Here is a 12,988-nt window from a genome sequence, read left to right as displayed (position 1 = left end):
CAATCTGCCGATGGTTCATGTGAATCGATTCTCGTCCATTGGTCTAAAGGTCGCAGGGGCAATGGAAAGGCGTCCGCGGCGCAGGGTCATTCGTCGTGCTGGAGTTTGGCGTTTTTCCCTTTGCTTTCAGGCTTGTAGGTCAGCTGTTGTGCGGCTTTGCGGCAGATGAATGGAACATAGGGTTTGCGTGCTGATTTAACTGGGTTACGCTCGAACCAAGCCAGATGTTCAATCCAATCAATGGAGTTCAGCATGGGTTACAAGAAGATTCAGGTTCCAGCCGTCGGCGAAAAAATCACCGTCAACGCCGACCATTCTCTTAATGTTCCTGATAATCCGATCATCCCGTTCATTGAAGGCGACGGCATTGGCGTCGACGTCAGTCCCGTGATGATCAAAGTGGTTGATGCTGCCGTAGAAAAGGCTTATGGGGGCAAGCGCAAGATTTCCTGGATGGAAGTCTACGCCGGTGAGAAGGCCACCCAGGTCTACGACCAGGATACCTGGCTGCCCCAGGAAACCCTGGATGCCGTGAAAGATTACGTCGTTTCCATCAAGGGGCCGCTGACCACGCCGGTCGGTGGTGGCATCCGTTCGCTCAACGTTGCCCTGCGCCAGCAGCTTGACCTGTATGTCTGCCTGCGGCCCGTGGTGTGGTTCGAGGGCGTGCCAAGCCCGGTGAAAAAGCCTGGCGACGTCGACATGGTGATCTTCCGCGAGAACTCCGAAGACATCTATGCCGGTATCGAGTGGAAGGCCGGCTCGCCGGAAGCCACTAAAGTCATCAAATTCCTGAAAGAAGAAATGGGTGTCACCAAGATCCGTTTCGACCAGGACTGCGGTATCGGCATCAAGCCGGTATCCAAGGAAGGCACCAAGCGTCTGGTGCGCAAGGCCCTGCAATACGTGGTGGACAACGACCGCAAGTCGCTGACCATCGTGCACAAGGGCAACATCATGAAATTCACCGAAGGTGCCTTCAAGGACTGGGGCTATGAGGTGGCGAAGGAAGAATTCGGCGCCGAGCTGCTCGATGGCGGCCCGTGGATGAAACTCAAGAACCCGAAAACCGGCCGCGAAGTCATCGTCAAGGACGCCATTGCCGACGCCATGCTTCAGCAGATCCTGCTGCGTCCGGCCGAATACGACGTGATCGCCACGCTCAACCTCAACGGTGACTACCTCTCCGACGCCCTGGCGGCGGAAGTGGGCGGTATCGGTATCGCGCCGGGCGCCAACCTGTCCGACACCGTGGCCATGTTCGAGGCCACCCACGGTACTGCGCCGAAGTATGCCGGCAAGGACCAGGTCAACCCAGGTTCGGTGATTCTTTCGGCAGAAATGATGCTGCGCCATCTGGGCTGGACCGAGGCGGCGGACCTGATCATCAAGGGCACCAATGGCGCGATCAAGGCCAAGACCGTGACCTATGACTTCGAGCGTCTGATGGAAGGCGCCACGCTGGTTTCGTCTTCCGGATTCGGTGAGGCGCTGATCAAGCACATGTAAGCAAGCGACAGACGTACAAAAACCGCCCGATTCAAATGATTGAGTCGGGCGGTTTTTTTTATGACTGGATGACGGTGCGGTGTCAGACCGTCACGGACTGCTGCGTGGCAGGTGTCGTGGTTTTCGAAGCCTCTACAGGGGCGCTGATGTTGACGGCATGCAAGCCCTTTGGCCCCTGGATGATTTCGAAGACGACAGCCTGGCCGGCCTTCAAGGTTTTATAGCCGTCCATCTGGATGGCTGAGTAATGGGCAAACAGATCTTCGCTTTTGCCATCCTCGTTAATGAAACCGTAACCCTTGGCGTTGTTGAACCATTTCACCTTGCCACTGACCTTGACGCCTGACATACCCAACTCCCTCTGCAACAGACTCCATCACTGGAGTATCATCCAGTTCATCCGCAGTCATTTCTTCGAAAAAATTTGACTCCGCGGACCTTTTTTACCCACTGTGGGCTCTATTGGTTGTAACACCGTTTTGCCGATAGTCAAGGTGACCCGGCAGTCGGAGTTGAAAACGTTAATGGGTGCCCCCACCACTGTATTTGCACAACTGACGAACCTTTCTTTCCATGCATGCAATCAGCCAGATTCGACTAACATTCAATCAGGATCGCCCTGATTTACACGACGACGATTCCGCAGGCATTGCTGTTCAGGAGGCTAAGCCTGCTTTACAGGCGCCGCCGATGTACAAGGTGGTTTTGTTTAATGATGACTACACACCGATGGATTTCGTCGTCGAAGTGCTCGAGGTGTTTTTTAACCTGAATCGCGAGCTGGCGACCAAGGTCATGCTGGCCGTCCATACAGAAGGACGGGCAGTATGTGGAGTGTTTACCCGCGACATCGCCGAGACCAAGGCCATGCAGGTCAACCAGTACGCCAGGGAAAGCCAGCATCCGCTACTCTGTGAAATCGAGAAGGACGGTTAATCGCCGGACACTTGGGTATGAGGTGAAGCTATGTTAAACCGCGAGCTCGAAGTCACCCTCAATCTTGCCTTCAAGGAGGCCCGTTCGAAGCGTCATGAATTCATGACCGTCGAGCATCTCCTGCTGGCCCTATTGGATAATGAGGCTGCCGCCACCGTTTTGCGTGCGTGCGGCGCAAACCTCGACAAACTCAAGCATGACCTGCAGGAGTTCATCGACTCCACCACGCCATTGATCCCCGTGCATGACGAGGATCGTGAAACCCAGCCAACCCTGGGCTTCCAGCGTGTCCTGCAACGTGCTGTGTTTCACGTACAGAGCTCGGGCAAACGCGAAGTGACTGGCGCCAATGTGCTGGTCGCGATCTTCAGTGAGCAAGAGAGTCAGGCAGTGTTCCTGCTGAAACAGCAGAGCGTTGCCCGTATCGATGTCGTCAACTACATCGCCCACGGCATTTCCAAAGTGCCAGGGCACGGCGATCACTCTGAGGGCGAGCAAGATATGCAGGACGACGAGGGCGGTGAGTCTTCTTCTTCAGGCAATCCTCTGGATGCTTATGCCAGCAACCTTAACGAACTCGCGCGCCAGGGTCGCATCGATCCGCTGGTAGGCCGTGAGCTGGAAGTCGAGCGCGTTGCGCAGATCCTGGCGCGTCGTCGCAAAAACAATCCGTTGCTGGTGGGCGAGGCGGGCGTGGGTAAAACCGCGATTGCCGAAGGCCTGGCCAAACGCATTGTCGACAACCAGGTGCCGGACCTGCTGGCCAACAGCGTGGTGTATTCCCTTGACCTGGGCGCCTTGCTGGCCGGGACCAAATATCGCGGCGATTTCGAGAAGCGCTTCAAGGCGTTGCTCAATGAACTGAAAAAACGTCCGCAGGCGATCCTGTTCATCGACGAAATCCATACCATCATCGGTGCGGGTGCCGCGTCCGGTGGCGTCATGGATGCTTCCAACCTGCTCAAGCCGCTGCTGTCCTCCGGTGATATCCGGTGCATCGGTTCGACTACGTTCCAGGAATTTCGCGGCATCTTCGAGAAAGACCGTGCCCTGGCACGACGTTTCCAGAAGGTCGATGTGTCGGAACCGTCGGTGGAAGACACCATCGGCATCCTGCGTGGCTTGAAGGGGCGTTTCGAGACTCATCACAATATCGAGTACAGCGATGAAGCCCTGCGTGCCGCTGCCGAACTGGCGTCGCGCTACATCAATGACCGGCACATGCCGGACAAGGCCATCGATGTCATCGACGAGGCGGGTGCCTATCAGCGCCTGCAACCGATCGAGAAGCGGGTAAAACGCATCGAAGTGCCTCAGGTTGAGGATATCGTCGCGAAAATCGCGCGGATTCCGCCAAAACACGTCACCAGCTCCGACAAAGAGTTGCTGCGTAACCTTGAGCGTGACCTGAAGCTGACCGTGTTCGGTCAGGATGCTGCGATCGACTCCCTGGCGACCGCGATCAAGTTGTCCCGCGCCGGTCTCAAGTCGCCTGACAAGCCTGTCGGCTCGTTCCTGTTCGCCGGTCCTACCGGTGTCGGTAAAACCGAGGCGGCGCGTCAGTTGGCCAAGGCATTGGGTGTCGAGCTGGTTCGATTCGACATGTCCGAGTACATGGAACGTCACACCGTATCGCGTCTGATCGGTGCGCCTCCTGGTTATGTCGGGTTCGATCAGGGCGGTTTGCTGACTGAAGCCATTACCAAACAGCCACATTGCGTGCTGCTGCTCGATGAAATCGAGAAAGCGCATCCGGAAGTCTTCAACCTGCTGCTGCAGGTCATGGACCACGGTACGCTGACCGATAACAACGGGCGCAAAGCGGATTTCCGTAACGTGATCGTCATCATGACGACCAACGCCGGTGCTGAAACCGCGGCGCGTGCCTCGATCGGCTTCACCCTTCAGGATCACTCCTCCGATGCAATGGAAGTGATCAAGAAGAGCTTTACGCCTGAATTCCGTAACCGTCTGGACACCATCATCCAGTTTGGTCGCCTCAGTCATGAGGTCATCAAGAGCGTGGTGGACAAGTTCCTTATCGAACTTCAGGCACAGCTGGAAGACAAGCGTGTACTGCTGGAAGTCACCGATGCTGCCCGCAGCTGGCTGGCGGCCGGTGGTTACGACGCGATGATGGGCGCTCGACCTATGGCGCGCCTGATCCAGGACAAGATCAAGCGTCCACTGGCGGAGGAGATACTCTTTGGCGAACTGGCCGAACATGGCGGTGTAGTACACATCGACATCAAGGACGGCGAGCTGACCTTCGAGTTCGAGACCACGGCGGAAATGGCCTGACGTTGATCGCAACAAAGCAAAAAGGCGCCGTTTGGCGCCTTTTTGCTGCCTACCGTTCTTCCCTGTAGGAGATTGTCGTTCAAACAATCGGCAAACAAAAACGCCCGGCAATGCCGGGCGTTTTGTATTGACTTGATTAGCGAGCGCGGTAAGTGATGCGCCCTTTGCTCAAGTCATAGGGCGTCAGCTCGACGCGCACTTTGTCACCGGTAAGAATACGAATGTAGTTCTTGCGCATCTTGCCGGAAATATGCGCGGTTACGACGTGCCCATTTTCCAACTCCACGCGAAACATGGTGTTGGGCAGGGTGTCGACGACAGTGCCTTCCATTTCGAAGCTGTCTTCTTTCGACATGCAGTAAAGCCCTCGGTGTCCAGTGAATGGCCCGGTGCAACTGCGCCAGGCAAAAGCGGCGTGCATTGTGCCCGAAAAGTGGGGGGCAAGCCAAGGGGTTTAAGGGTGTGCTCTAGTTCAGAACGACCCAACGCTGGTTAACCAGCAATTCAATGGGGCGATACTGGGTCTTGTAGCTCATTTTTTTGCAGTTCTTGATCCAGTAACCCAGATAGACCGCATCCAGCCCCAGGCGCCGGGCCTCTGTGATTTGCCAGAGGATGGCATAACGCCCCAGGCTGCGACGCTCTTCGTCGGGTTCGTAGAAGGTGTAGACCGCCGACAGACCGTTCGGCAGAAGGTCAGTGACGGCAATCGCCAGCAACCGGCCGTCGAGGCGGAATTCGTAGAACCGGGAAAACGGGAGATCGCGCACCAGGAACGTCGAAAACTGATCGCGACTGGGTGGGTACATGTCGCCGTCGGCATGCCGCTCTTCTATATAACGCTGATAAAGGTCGAAATACTCTTCGCTGAATCCTGGCTTGGCCGGGCGTACCTGCAAGTCGGCGTTGCGCTTGAAAATGCGTTTCTGCTGACGGTTGGGTGTGAATTGCGCAACAGGAATGCGCGCCGGCACGCACGCATTGCAGTTCTGGCAATGAGGGCGATACAAGTGGTCGCCACTGCGACGAAAACCCATTTCCGACAGGTCTGCATAGACATGCACATCCATGGGCTGACTGGGGTCGAGAAACAGGGTCGTGGCCTGCTCCTCGGGCAGATAGCTGCAAGAATGGGGCTGAGTGGCATAAAACTTCAATCGCGCCAACTCGGTCATGATCAACCCTCGGGATAAGCTTTTAATTAGGGGCGTCTCTAAGTGTAAGCCACGCGCGCAAAAGTCGCTCAGCAAACCCAGGTGGCGCGGCTGGGTTGATCCAGATACTGCGCCAGGTAGCCGGCAAATGCGCTGCGGGGAATCGCCCGTGCGCCCAGGCTGTGCAGATGGTCGGTGGGCATCTGGCAGTCGATGAGTACAAAACCCGAGTCTTTCAGATGTCTCACCAGTGTGGCAAAGCCATATTTGGAGGCGTTGTCGGCGCGGCTGAACATGGATTCGCCGAAAAACAGCCGGCCCATCGCCAGGCCGTACAGCCCGCCGACGAGCGTGCCCTGGTCCCAGACCTCCACCGAGTGCGCGAAACCGCGATGATGCAGCTCCAGGTAGGCGTTCTGCATGGCTTCGGTGATCCAGGTGCCATCGGCGTACTCCCGTGGGGCGGCGCAGGCGCGAATGACGGCGGAAAAGTCCTGGTCGAAGGTCACTTGATAACGTTGTTGGCGCAGCAGTTTGTTCAAGCTGCGGGAAACGTGCAGTTCGTCGGGAAACAGGACAGTGCGTGGATCCGGCGACCACCAGAGAATCGGCTGGCCTTCCGAGAACCATGGAAAACAACCGTGACGGTAGGCCTGAATCAGCCGATCGGCAGACAGGTCGCCGCCGGCGGCCAACAGACCGTTGGGGTCGCGCATGGCTTTTTCCAGCGGCGGGAAAGTCAGGGAGTTGCGTTGTAACCAAGTCAGCATGGCGTCCGGGCTTGCAGAAGGGGAGGGCGGTGACGGGCACAATTTGGCCCGTCACTCAGTGTGCCGTCAAACGGCAGGAATGTCGTCGAGGTATTTTTCCGCATCGAGGGCCGCCATGCAGCCGGCCCCGGCGGAGGTGACCGCTTGGCGATAAACGTGATCGGCCACGTCACCGGCGGCAAACACGCCTGCGATGGCGGTCGCGGTGGCATTGCCTTCGCTGCCGCCCAAGACTTGCAGATAACCATCGCGCATTTCCAGCTGATCGACGAACAGGTCGGTATTGGGTTTGTGACCGATGGCGATGAACACGCCGGACAGTGCCAGTTCAGCGGTTTCGCCGGTATGGCTGTCGCGCAGGCGGGCGCCGGTCACGCCGCTGGCATCGCCCAGCACTTCGTCCAGATGCTGGTTCCAGTGCAGGCGGATATTGCCGTTGGCGGCCTTCTCGAAGAGTTTGTCCTGGAGGATTTTCTCCGACCGCAGCTTGTCGCGACGGTGAATCAGATGGACCTCTTTGGCGATGTTCGACAGGTACAGCGCTTCTTCAACCGCCGTGTTGCCGCCGCCAACCACCGCAACCACTTGATTACGGTAAAAGAAGCCGTCACAGGTCGCGCAGGCCGAAACCCCCTTGCCGGCAAATGTTTCTTCCGACGGCAGCCCCAGATATTGCGCCGAGGCGCCGGTGGCAATGATCAGTGCGTCGCAAGTATAAGTACCGCTGTCGCCGGTCAATTCGAACGGGCGCTGTTGCAACTTGGCCGTATGGATGTGGTCGTAAACGATCTGTGTATCGAAGCGCTCGGCGTGTTTTTGCATGCGCTCCATCAGGACCGGGCCGGTGAGTCCTTCGACATCACCTGGCCAGTTATCGACTTCAACGGTGGTGGTGAGCTGGCCACCTGCCTGTATGCCGGTAATGACAACGGGTTTGAGGTTGGCGCGGGCGGCATACACGGCTGCGCTGTAACCGGCGGGGCCGGAACCCAGGATGATCAGGCGGTGATGTTGCGCTTCGCTCATAAAAACACCTCATAAGCCTTTGTCACAAAAGAGAATGCATGCTCCAATTGAGTCGCATGTAATGTGTTTTTGACTATGCTGCATACAAGTGTTTCAAGCATGGCATCGGACGAACAAACCCGTACAATGCCTGGTTGTAACAGCGTTTGTAACTGTGGTTGTAACAGAATAAGCGTGCACCTCGTGTTTATAAAAACCGGGGCACAGTGTTAAAAGTAGACCCGGTTGCGCCTGTTAACTTTTTTACCTGCCTGGATTGGGCAGTTTTTTGGGCTGTTTTTTAGACATTCACCAGATGGACGCGCCGATGGCGCAGGAAAAGAAGCGTTTTGAAGAAATCCACCGAAGCACCCAAAACAGTCGTTCCGCTCTGGCGCCAGCAATTGCACTACCGGCTCAAGGAAGGTGCATTGATCGCCATCGGTGCGTTGTGCCTGTTCCTGATGATGGCCTTGCTGACCTATGGCAAGGACGATCCGGGCTGGAGCCATAACAGCAAGATCGATGACGTGCAGAACTTCGGCGGACCGGCCGGCTCCTACAGCGCCGATATCCTGTTCATGGTGCTCGGTTACTTTGCCTATATCTTCCCGTTGCTGCTGGCGATCAAGGCTTATCAGATTTTCCGTCAGCGCCATGAGCCGTGGCAGTGGAGCGGCTGGCTGTTTTCCTGGCGCCTGATCGGCCTGGTGTTCCTGGTGCTGTCCGGCGCGGCGCTTGCGCATATCCATTTCCATGCCGCGACCGGTCTGCCGGCCGGCGCTGGCGGCGCGCTGGGCGAAAGCCTGGGCGACCTGGCGAAGAACGCGCTGAACATCCAGGGCAGTACGCTGCTGTTCATCGCCCTGTTCCTGTTCGGCCTGACCGTGTTCACCGACCTGTCGTGGTTCAAGGTGATGGACGTCACCGGCAAGATCACCCTTGACCTGTTCGAGCTGTTCCAGGGCGCGGCCAATCGCTGGTGGGCGGCCCGGACCGAGCGCAAGCAGCTGGTCGCGCAATTGCGTGAAGTCGATGATCGCGTGCACGACGTGGTCGCGCCGACCGTGACGGACAAGCGCGAGCAGGCCAAGGTCAAGGAACGCCTGATCGAGCGCGAGCAGGCCCTGAGCAAACACATGTCCGAGCGCGAGAAGCAGGTGCCGCCGGTGATTGCCCCGGCCCCGGTCAAGCCCGCAGCGCCGAGCAAACGCGTGGAAAAGGAGAAACAGGCGCCGCTGTTCGTCGACAGTGCCGTGGAAGGCACCTTGCCGCCGATCTCGATTCTCGATCCCGCGGAAAAGAAACAACTCAATTATTCACCGGAGTCCCTGGCGGCGGTCGGCCACCTGCTGGAAATCAAGCTCAAGGAATTCGGCGTCGAAGTCACCGTCGATTCGATCCATCCGGGTCCGGTGATTACCCGTTACGAAATCCAGCCGGCGGCCGGGGTCAAGGTCAGCCGCATCGCCAACCTCGCCAAGGACCTGGCGCGTTCCCTGGCCGTGACCAGCGTGCGGGTTGTGGAAGTGATTCCCGGCAAGACCACCGTCGGTATCGAGATTCCCAACGAAGACCGACAGATCGTGCGCTTCTCCGAAGTCCTGTCGACCCCCGAGTACGACAACTTCAAGTCGCCGGTCACCCTGGCCCTGGGCCATGACATCGGCGGCAAGCCGGTCATCACCGACCTGGCGAAAATGCCTCACCTGCTGGTGGCCGGTACTACCGGTTCCGGTAAGTCGGTGGGTGTGAACGCGATGATCCTGTCGATCCTGTTCAAGTCCGGCCCGGAAGACGCCAAGCTGATCATGATCGACCCGAAAATGCTGGAACTGTCGATCTACGAAGGCATTCCGCACCTGCTGTGTCCGGTGGTCACCGACATGAAGGACGCGGCCAATGCCCTGCGCTGGAGCGTCGCCGAGATGGAACGGCGCTACAAGCTGATGGCGAAGATGGGCGTGCGAAACCTGTCGGGCTTCAATGCCAAGGTCAAGGAAGCCCAGGACGCCGGCGAGCCGTTGAGCGATCCGCTGTACAAACGCGAAAGCATCCACGACGAAGCGCCGCTGCTGCAGAAGCTGCCGACCATCGTTGTGGTCGTGGACGAATTCGCCGACATGATGATGATCGTCGGCAAGAAGGTTGAAGAGTTGATCGCCCGTATCGCCCAGAAGGCGCGGGCGGCCGGTATCCACTTGATCCTCGCGACCCAGCGGCCGTCGGTGGATGTGATCACCGGTCTGATCAAGGCCAACATCCCGACCCGCATGGCGTTCCAGGTGTCGAGCAAGATCGACTCCCGGACCATCATCGACCAGGGTGGCGCTGAACAATTGCTGGGTCACGGTGACATGCTGTACATGCCGCCCGGCACCAGTCTGCCGATCCGTGTCCACGGTGCCTTCGTCTCCGATGACGAGGTTCACCGGGTGGTGGAAGCCTGGAAACTGCGCGGCGCGCCGGAGTATAACGACGACATTCTCAACGGTGTCGAAGAGGCCGGCAGTGGCTTTGAAGGCAGCAGCGGGGGTGGCGATGGCGATGACCCTGAAGCCGACGCGCTGTACGACGAAGCGGTGCAGTTCGTTCTGGAAAGCCGACGCGCCTCCATTTCCGCGGTTCAGCGCAAGCTGAAAATCGGCTACAACCGTGCTGCGCGCATGATCGAAGCCATGGAAATGGCCGGTGTCGTGACGTCGATGAACACCAACGGTTCGCGTGAAGTCCTGGCCCCTGGCCCGGTACGCGACTGACCTGATATTGAAAGGGCGGCGCTCTCGGGCGCCACCCGCACTCCCACGAATGTTATGAGGACTCCCATGCGTCTTATCCGCATGCTGTTGCTGCCGGTACTGGCTTTGACCACGCTCTCGGCCCACGCCGACGACAAGGACGTGGCGCGTCTGACTCAGTTGCTGGAAAAATCCCAGACCTTGACCGCGCGTTTCTCCCAGTTGACCCTCGACGGCACCGGCACCCAATTGCAGGAAACCGCCGGTCAGATGTCCCTGCAGCGTCCGGGCCTGTTTTACTGGCACACCGACGCACCGCAAGAGCAATTGATGGTGTCCGATGGCAAGAAGGTTTCCCTGTGGGACCCGGACCTGGAGCAGGTCACCATCAAGAATCTCGATCAGCGCCTGACCCAGACGCCAGCGCTGCTGTTGTCCGGTGACGTGTCCAAGATCAGCCAGAGCTTCGACATCAGCGCCAAGGAAGCCGGTGGCGTGATCGACTTCATCCTGAAGCCGAAAACCAAGGACACCCTGTTCGACAGCCTGCGCCTGTCGTTCCGCAATGGCCTGGTCAATGATATGCAGCTGATCGACAGCGTCGGCCAGCGCACCAATATCCTGTTCACCGGTGTGAAGGCCAACGAGCCGATCCCGGCCTCCAAATTCAAGTTCGACATCCCCAAGGGTGCCGATGTGATCCAGGAATAAAGAACACTCACACAAAACCTGTGGGAGCGAGCCTGCTCGCGAAGACGTCGGCACATTCAGCATTAATGTGACGGATACACCGCTTTTGCGAGCAGGCTCGCTCCCACAGGGATCTGCCAGGCATCAGGACTCAGTGAGGTTTTAACAGCTTGTGATGGACCTGTTTCGCAGCACCCCGATCGCTCAACCCTTGGCCGCCCGTCTGCGTGCGGCCAATCTGGATGAGTACGTCGGTCAGGAACACGTACTCGCTCGCGGCAAGCCCTTGCGCGAAGCCCTGGAGCAGGGTGCCCTGCATTCGATGATTTTCTGGGGGCCGCCGGGGGTGGGCAAGACCACGCTGGCGCGATTGCTGGCGGAAGTCTCGGAAGCGCATTTTGAAACGGTGTCGGCGGTCCTGGCGGGGGTCAAGGAAATCCGTCAGGCGGTGGAAATCGCCAAGCAGCAGGCGGCGCAGTACGGCCGGCGCACGATTCTGTTCGTCGACGAAGTGCACCGTTTCAACAAATCCCAACAGGATGCTTTCCTGCCCTACGTCGAGGACGGCACGCTGATTTTCATCGGCGCAACCACCGAAAATCCGTCCTTCGAACTCAACAACGCCTTGTTGTCCCGTGCCCGGGTTTATGTACTCAAAAGCCTCGATGAAACGGCGCTGCGCAAACTGGTGCATCGCGCGCTCACCGAAGAGCGCGGCCTGGGTAAACGCAACCTGACCCTCAGCGATGAAGGCTTTCAGATGTTGTTGTCGGCTGCCGATGGCGATGGCCGGCGCCTGCTCAATCTGCTGGAAAACGCCTCCGACCTGGCCGAAGACAACAGCGAGATCGGCGTCGAACTGCTGCAAAGTCTGTTGGGCGATACCCGTCGGCGTTTCGACAAGGGCGGCGAAGCCTTTTACGACCAGATTTCCGCGCTGCATAAGTCGGTGCGCGGCTCCAACCCCGACGGCGCGCTGTACTGGTTCGCGCGGATGATCGACGGTGGCTGCGATCCGCTGTACCTGGCCCGGCGCGTTGTACGCATGGCCAGTGAAGACATCGGTAACGCCGATCCGCGCGCGCTGAGCCTGTGTCTGGCGGCATGGGAAGTGCAGGAACGCCTCGGCAGCCCCGAGGGCGAACTGGCGGTGGCCCAGGCCATTACCTATCTGGCCTGCGCGCCGAAAAGCAACGCCGTGTACATGGGCTTCAAGACAGCCCTGCGCGCAGCCGCCGAACATGGTTCGCTGGAAGTGCCGCTGCACCTGCGCAATGCGCCGACCAAGCTGATGAAACAGCTGGGCTACGGCGACGAATACCGTTACGCCCACGACGAACCGGACGCCTATGCCGCCGGCGAGGATTACTTCCCCGAAGAACTTGACCCGATCCCGTTTTATCAACCGGTGCCCCGTGGCCTGGAGCTGAAGATCGGCGAAAAGCTCAATCATCTGGCGCAACTCGATCGTTTAAGCCCCCGGCAGCGGAGAAAATAGTGATTCAAACGATTCTTGCGGTGTCCGTGGCCGGCATCGCTGGTACATTACTGCGTTTCGCCACCGGCAACTGGGTCAGCGCCAACTGGCCCCGGCATTTTTATACGGCAACCCTGGCGGTCAATCTGGTCGGCTGTCTGATCATCGGCGTGCTGTACGGGCTGTTTCTGACGCGCCCGGAAGTACCGATCGAAATTCGCGCCGGCCTGATTGTGGGCTTTGTAGGGGGGCTGACGACTTTTTCATCCTTTTCACTGGATACGCTGCGCCTGCTGGAAAGCGGGCAGGCGCCGATAGCCTTCGGTTATCTGGCCATCAGCGTATTCGGCGGGTTGCTTGCCACCTGGGCTGGCCTATCCTTGACCAAACTTTGATAAACGAGAGACC

Annotated in this window: 13 protein-coding genes; 7 read left to right on the top strand and 6 right to left on the bottom strand. The window is 58.4% G+C overall.

The features are described from left to right. Nucleotides 1-86 precede the first annotated feature (86 nt). Complete coding sequence (locus FFS64_RS31280) at nucleotides 87-254, bottom strand: hypothetical protein (protein ID WP_171017084.1); 168 nt, start codon at nucleotides 252-254, stop codon at nucleotides 87-89. Between FFS64_RS31280 and icd the strand changes: the two genes are divergently transcribed. Then, a complete protein-coding gene (gene icd / locus FFS64_RS13120) occupies nucleotides 253-1,509 on the top strand; it encodes an NADP-dependent isocitrate dehydrogenase (protein WP_137805748.1) in 1,257 nt (418 codons plus the stop codon). The two genes, FFS64_RS31280 and icd, sit on opposite strands and share 2 nt — an antisense overlap. Nucleotides 1,510-1,591: 82 nt before the next feature. On the opposite strand, the gene cspD is transcribed toward icd, so the two are convergent. Further along, nucleotides 1,592-1,858: a cold shock domain-containing protein CspD gene (gene cspD / locus FFS64_RS13115; protein ID WP_095192704.1), complete on the bottom strand. Its 267-nt coding sequence runs from the start codon at nucleotides 1,856-1,858 to the stop codon at nucleotides 1,592-1,594. A 224-nt stretch (nucleotides 1,859-2,082) separates the two neighbouring features. On the opposite strand from cspD, the gene clpS reads away from it, so the two are divergent. Further along, nucleotides 2,083-2,445 (top strand): ATP-dependent Clp protease adapter ClpS, encoded by a 363-nt coding sequence (gene clpS / locus FFS64_RS13110; RefSeq protein WP_015094394.1) that lies wholly within the window; start codon nucleotides 2,083-2,085, stop codon nucleotides 2,443-2,445. 30 nt (nucleotides 2,446-2,475) lie between these two features. Further along, entirely contained in the window at nucleotides 2,476-4,746 is a 2,271-nt protein-coding gene (gene clpA, locus FFS64_RS13105; RefSeq protein ID WP_095192703.1) for an ATP-dependent Clp protease ATP-binding subunit ClpA, read from the top strand. Nucleotides 4,747-4,882: 136 nt separating this feature from the next. Here the strand turns inward: clpA and infA are convergent, their stop codons facing one another. From infA to trxB, 4 genes are all read right to left on the bottom strand, one after another. Beyond that, a complete protein-coding gene (gene infA, locus FFS64_RS13100; protein ID WP_002553999.1) occupies nucleotides 4,883-5,101 on the bottom strand; it encodes a translation initiation factor IF-1 in 219 nt (72 codons plus the stop codon). A gap of 112 nt (nucleotides 5,102-5,213) precedes the next feature. Then, nucleotides 5,214-5,921, bottom strand: coding sequence for an arginyltransferase (locus FFS64_RS13095; RefSeq protein WP_137805747.1), 708 nt, complete (start codon nucleotides 5,919-5,921; stop codon nucleotides 5,214-5,216). Nucleotides 5,922-5,989: 68 nt separating this feature from the next. After that, on the bottom strand, nucleotides 5,990-6,670 hold the full coding sequence (aat, locus tag FFS64_RS13090; protein WP_137805746.1) for a leucyl/phenylalanyl-tRNA--protein transferase: 681 nt from the start codon (nucleotides 6,668-6,670) through the stop codon (nucleotides 5,990-5,992). A 66-nt stretch (nucleotides 6,671-6,736) separates the two neighbouring features. Beyond that, nucleotides 6,737-7,696 carry a thioredoxin-disulfide reductase gene (gene trxB / locus FFS64_RS13085; RefSeq protein WP_137805745.1) on the bottom strand — a complete coding sequence of 320 codons (960 nt, stop codon included), beginning with the start codon at nucleotides 7,694-7,696 and terminating at the stop codon, nucleotides 6,737-6,739. A gap of 329 nt (nucleotides 7,697-8,025) precedes the next feature. Here trxB and FFS64_RS13080 point away from each other — a divergent pair, with 329 nt between their 5' ends. From FFS64_RS13080 to crcB, 4 genes are all read left to right on the top strand, one after another. Further along, complete coding sequence (locus FFS64_RS13080) at nucleotides 8,026-10,434, top strand: DNA translocase FtsK (protein ID WP_137805744.1); 2,409 nt, start codon at nucleotides 8,026-8,028, stop codon at nucleotides 10,432-10,434. 66 nt (nucleotides 10,435-10,500) lie between these two features. Beyond that, entirely contained in the window at nucleotides 10,501-11,124 is a 624-nt protein-coding gene (lolA, locus tag FFS64_RS13075) for an outer membrane lipoprotein chaperone LolA (protein ID WP_095192699.1), read from the top strand. Nucleotides 11,125-11,278: 154 nt separating this feature from the next. Then, the gene (locus FFS64_RS13070) at nucleotides 11,279-12,601 is read left to right on the top strand and encodes a replication-associated recombination protein A (protein WP_137805743.1); all 1,323 of its coding nucleotides are present in this window, start codon (nucleotides 11,279-11,281) and stop codon (nucleotides 12,599-12,601) included. After that, nucleotides 12,601-12,975: a fluoride efflux transporter CrcB gene (crcB, locus tag FFS64_RS13065; RefSeq protein ID WP_095192697.1), complete on the top strand. Its 375-nt coding sequence runs from the start codon at nucleotides 12,601-12,603 to the stop codon at nucleotides 12,973-12,975. Before FFS64_RS13070 ends, crcB begins: the two co-directional genes overlap by 1 nt. Nucleotides 12,976-12,988 lie beyond the last annotated feature (13 nt).

The organism is Pseudomonas sp. G(2018), from assembly GCF_005502415.1.
Classification (GTDB): domain Bacteria; phylum Pseudomonadota; class Gammaproteobacteria; order Pseudomonadales; family Pseudomonadaceae; genus Aquipseudomonas.
Note: the sequence above shows the minus strand (reverse complement) of the source record. Positions and strands in the feature narration are given on the sequence as shown.

Bases quoted from the DNA above. Each gene is read 5' to 3' on its own strand.
- FFS64_RS13095 (WP_137805747.1), bottom strand. From the start codon at position 5,921: ATGACCGAGTTGGCGCGATTGAAGTTTTATGCCACTCAGCCCCATTCT.
- clpS (WP_015094394.1), top strand. From the start codon at position 2,083: ATGCATGCAATCAGCCAGATTCGACTAACATTCAATCAGGATCGCCCT.
- FFS64_RS31280 (WP_171017084.1), bottom strand. From the start codon at position 254: ATGCTGAACTCCATTGATTGGATTGAACATCTGGCTTGGTTCGAGCGT.
- lolA (WP_095192699.1), top strand. From the start codon at position 10,501: ATGCGTCTTATCCGCATGCTGTTGCTGCCGGTACTGGCTTTGACCACG.
- aat (WP_137805746.1), bottom strand. From the start codon at position 6,670: ATGCTGACTTGGTTACAACGCAACTCCCTGACTTTCCCGCCGCTGGAA.
- icd (WP_137805748.1), top strand. From the start codon at position 253: ATGGGTTACAAGAAGATTCAGGTTCCAGCCGTCGGCGAAAAAATCACC.
- infA (WP_002553999.1), bottom strand. From the start codon at position 5,101: ATGTCGAAAGAAGACAGCTTCGAAATGGAAGGCACTGTCGTCGACACC.
- clpA (WP_095192703.1), top strand. From the start codon at position 2,476: ATGTTAAACCGCGAGCTCGAAGTCACCCTCAATCTTGCCTTCAAGGAG.
- FFS64_RS13070 (WP_137805743.1), top strand. From the start codon at position 11,279: ATGGACCTGTTTCGCAGCACCCCGATCGCTCAACCCTTGGCCGCCCGT.
- trxB (WP_137805745.1), bottom strand. From the start codon at position 7,696: ATGAGCGAAGCGCAACATCACCGCCTGATCATCCTGGGTTCCGGCCCC.
- cspD (WP_095192704.1), bottom strand. From the start codon at position 1,858: ATGTCAGGCGTCAAGGTCAGTGGCAAGGTGAAATGGTTCAACAACGCC.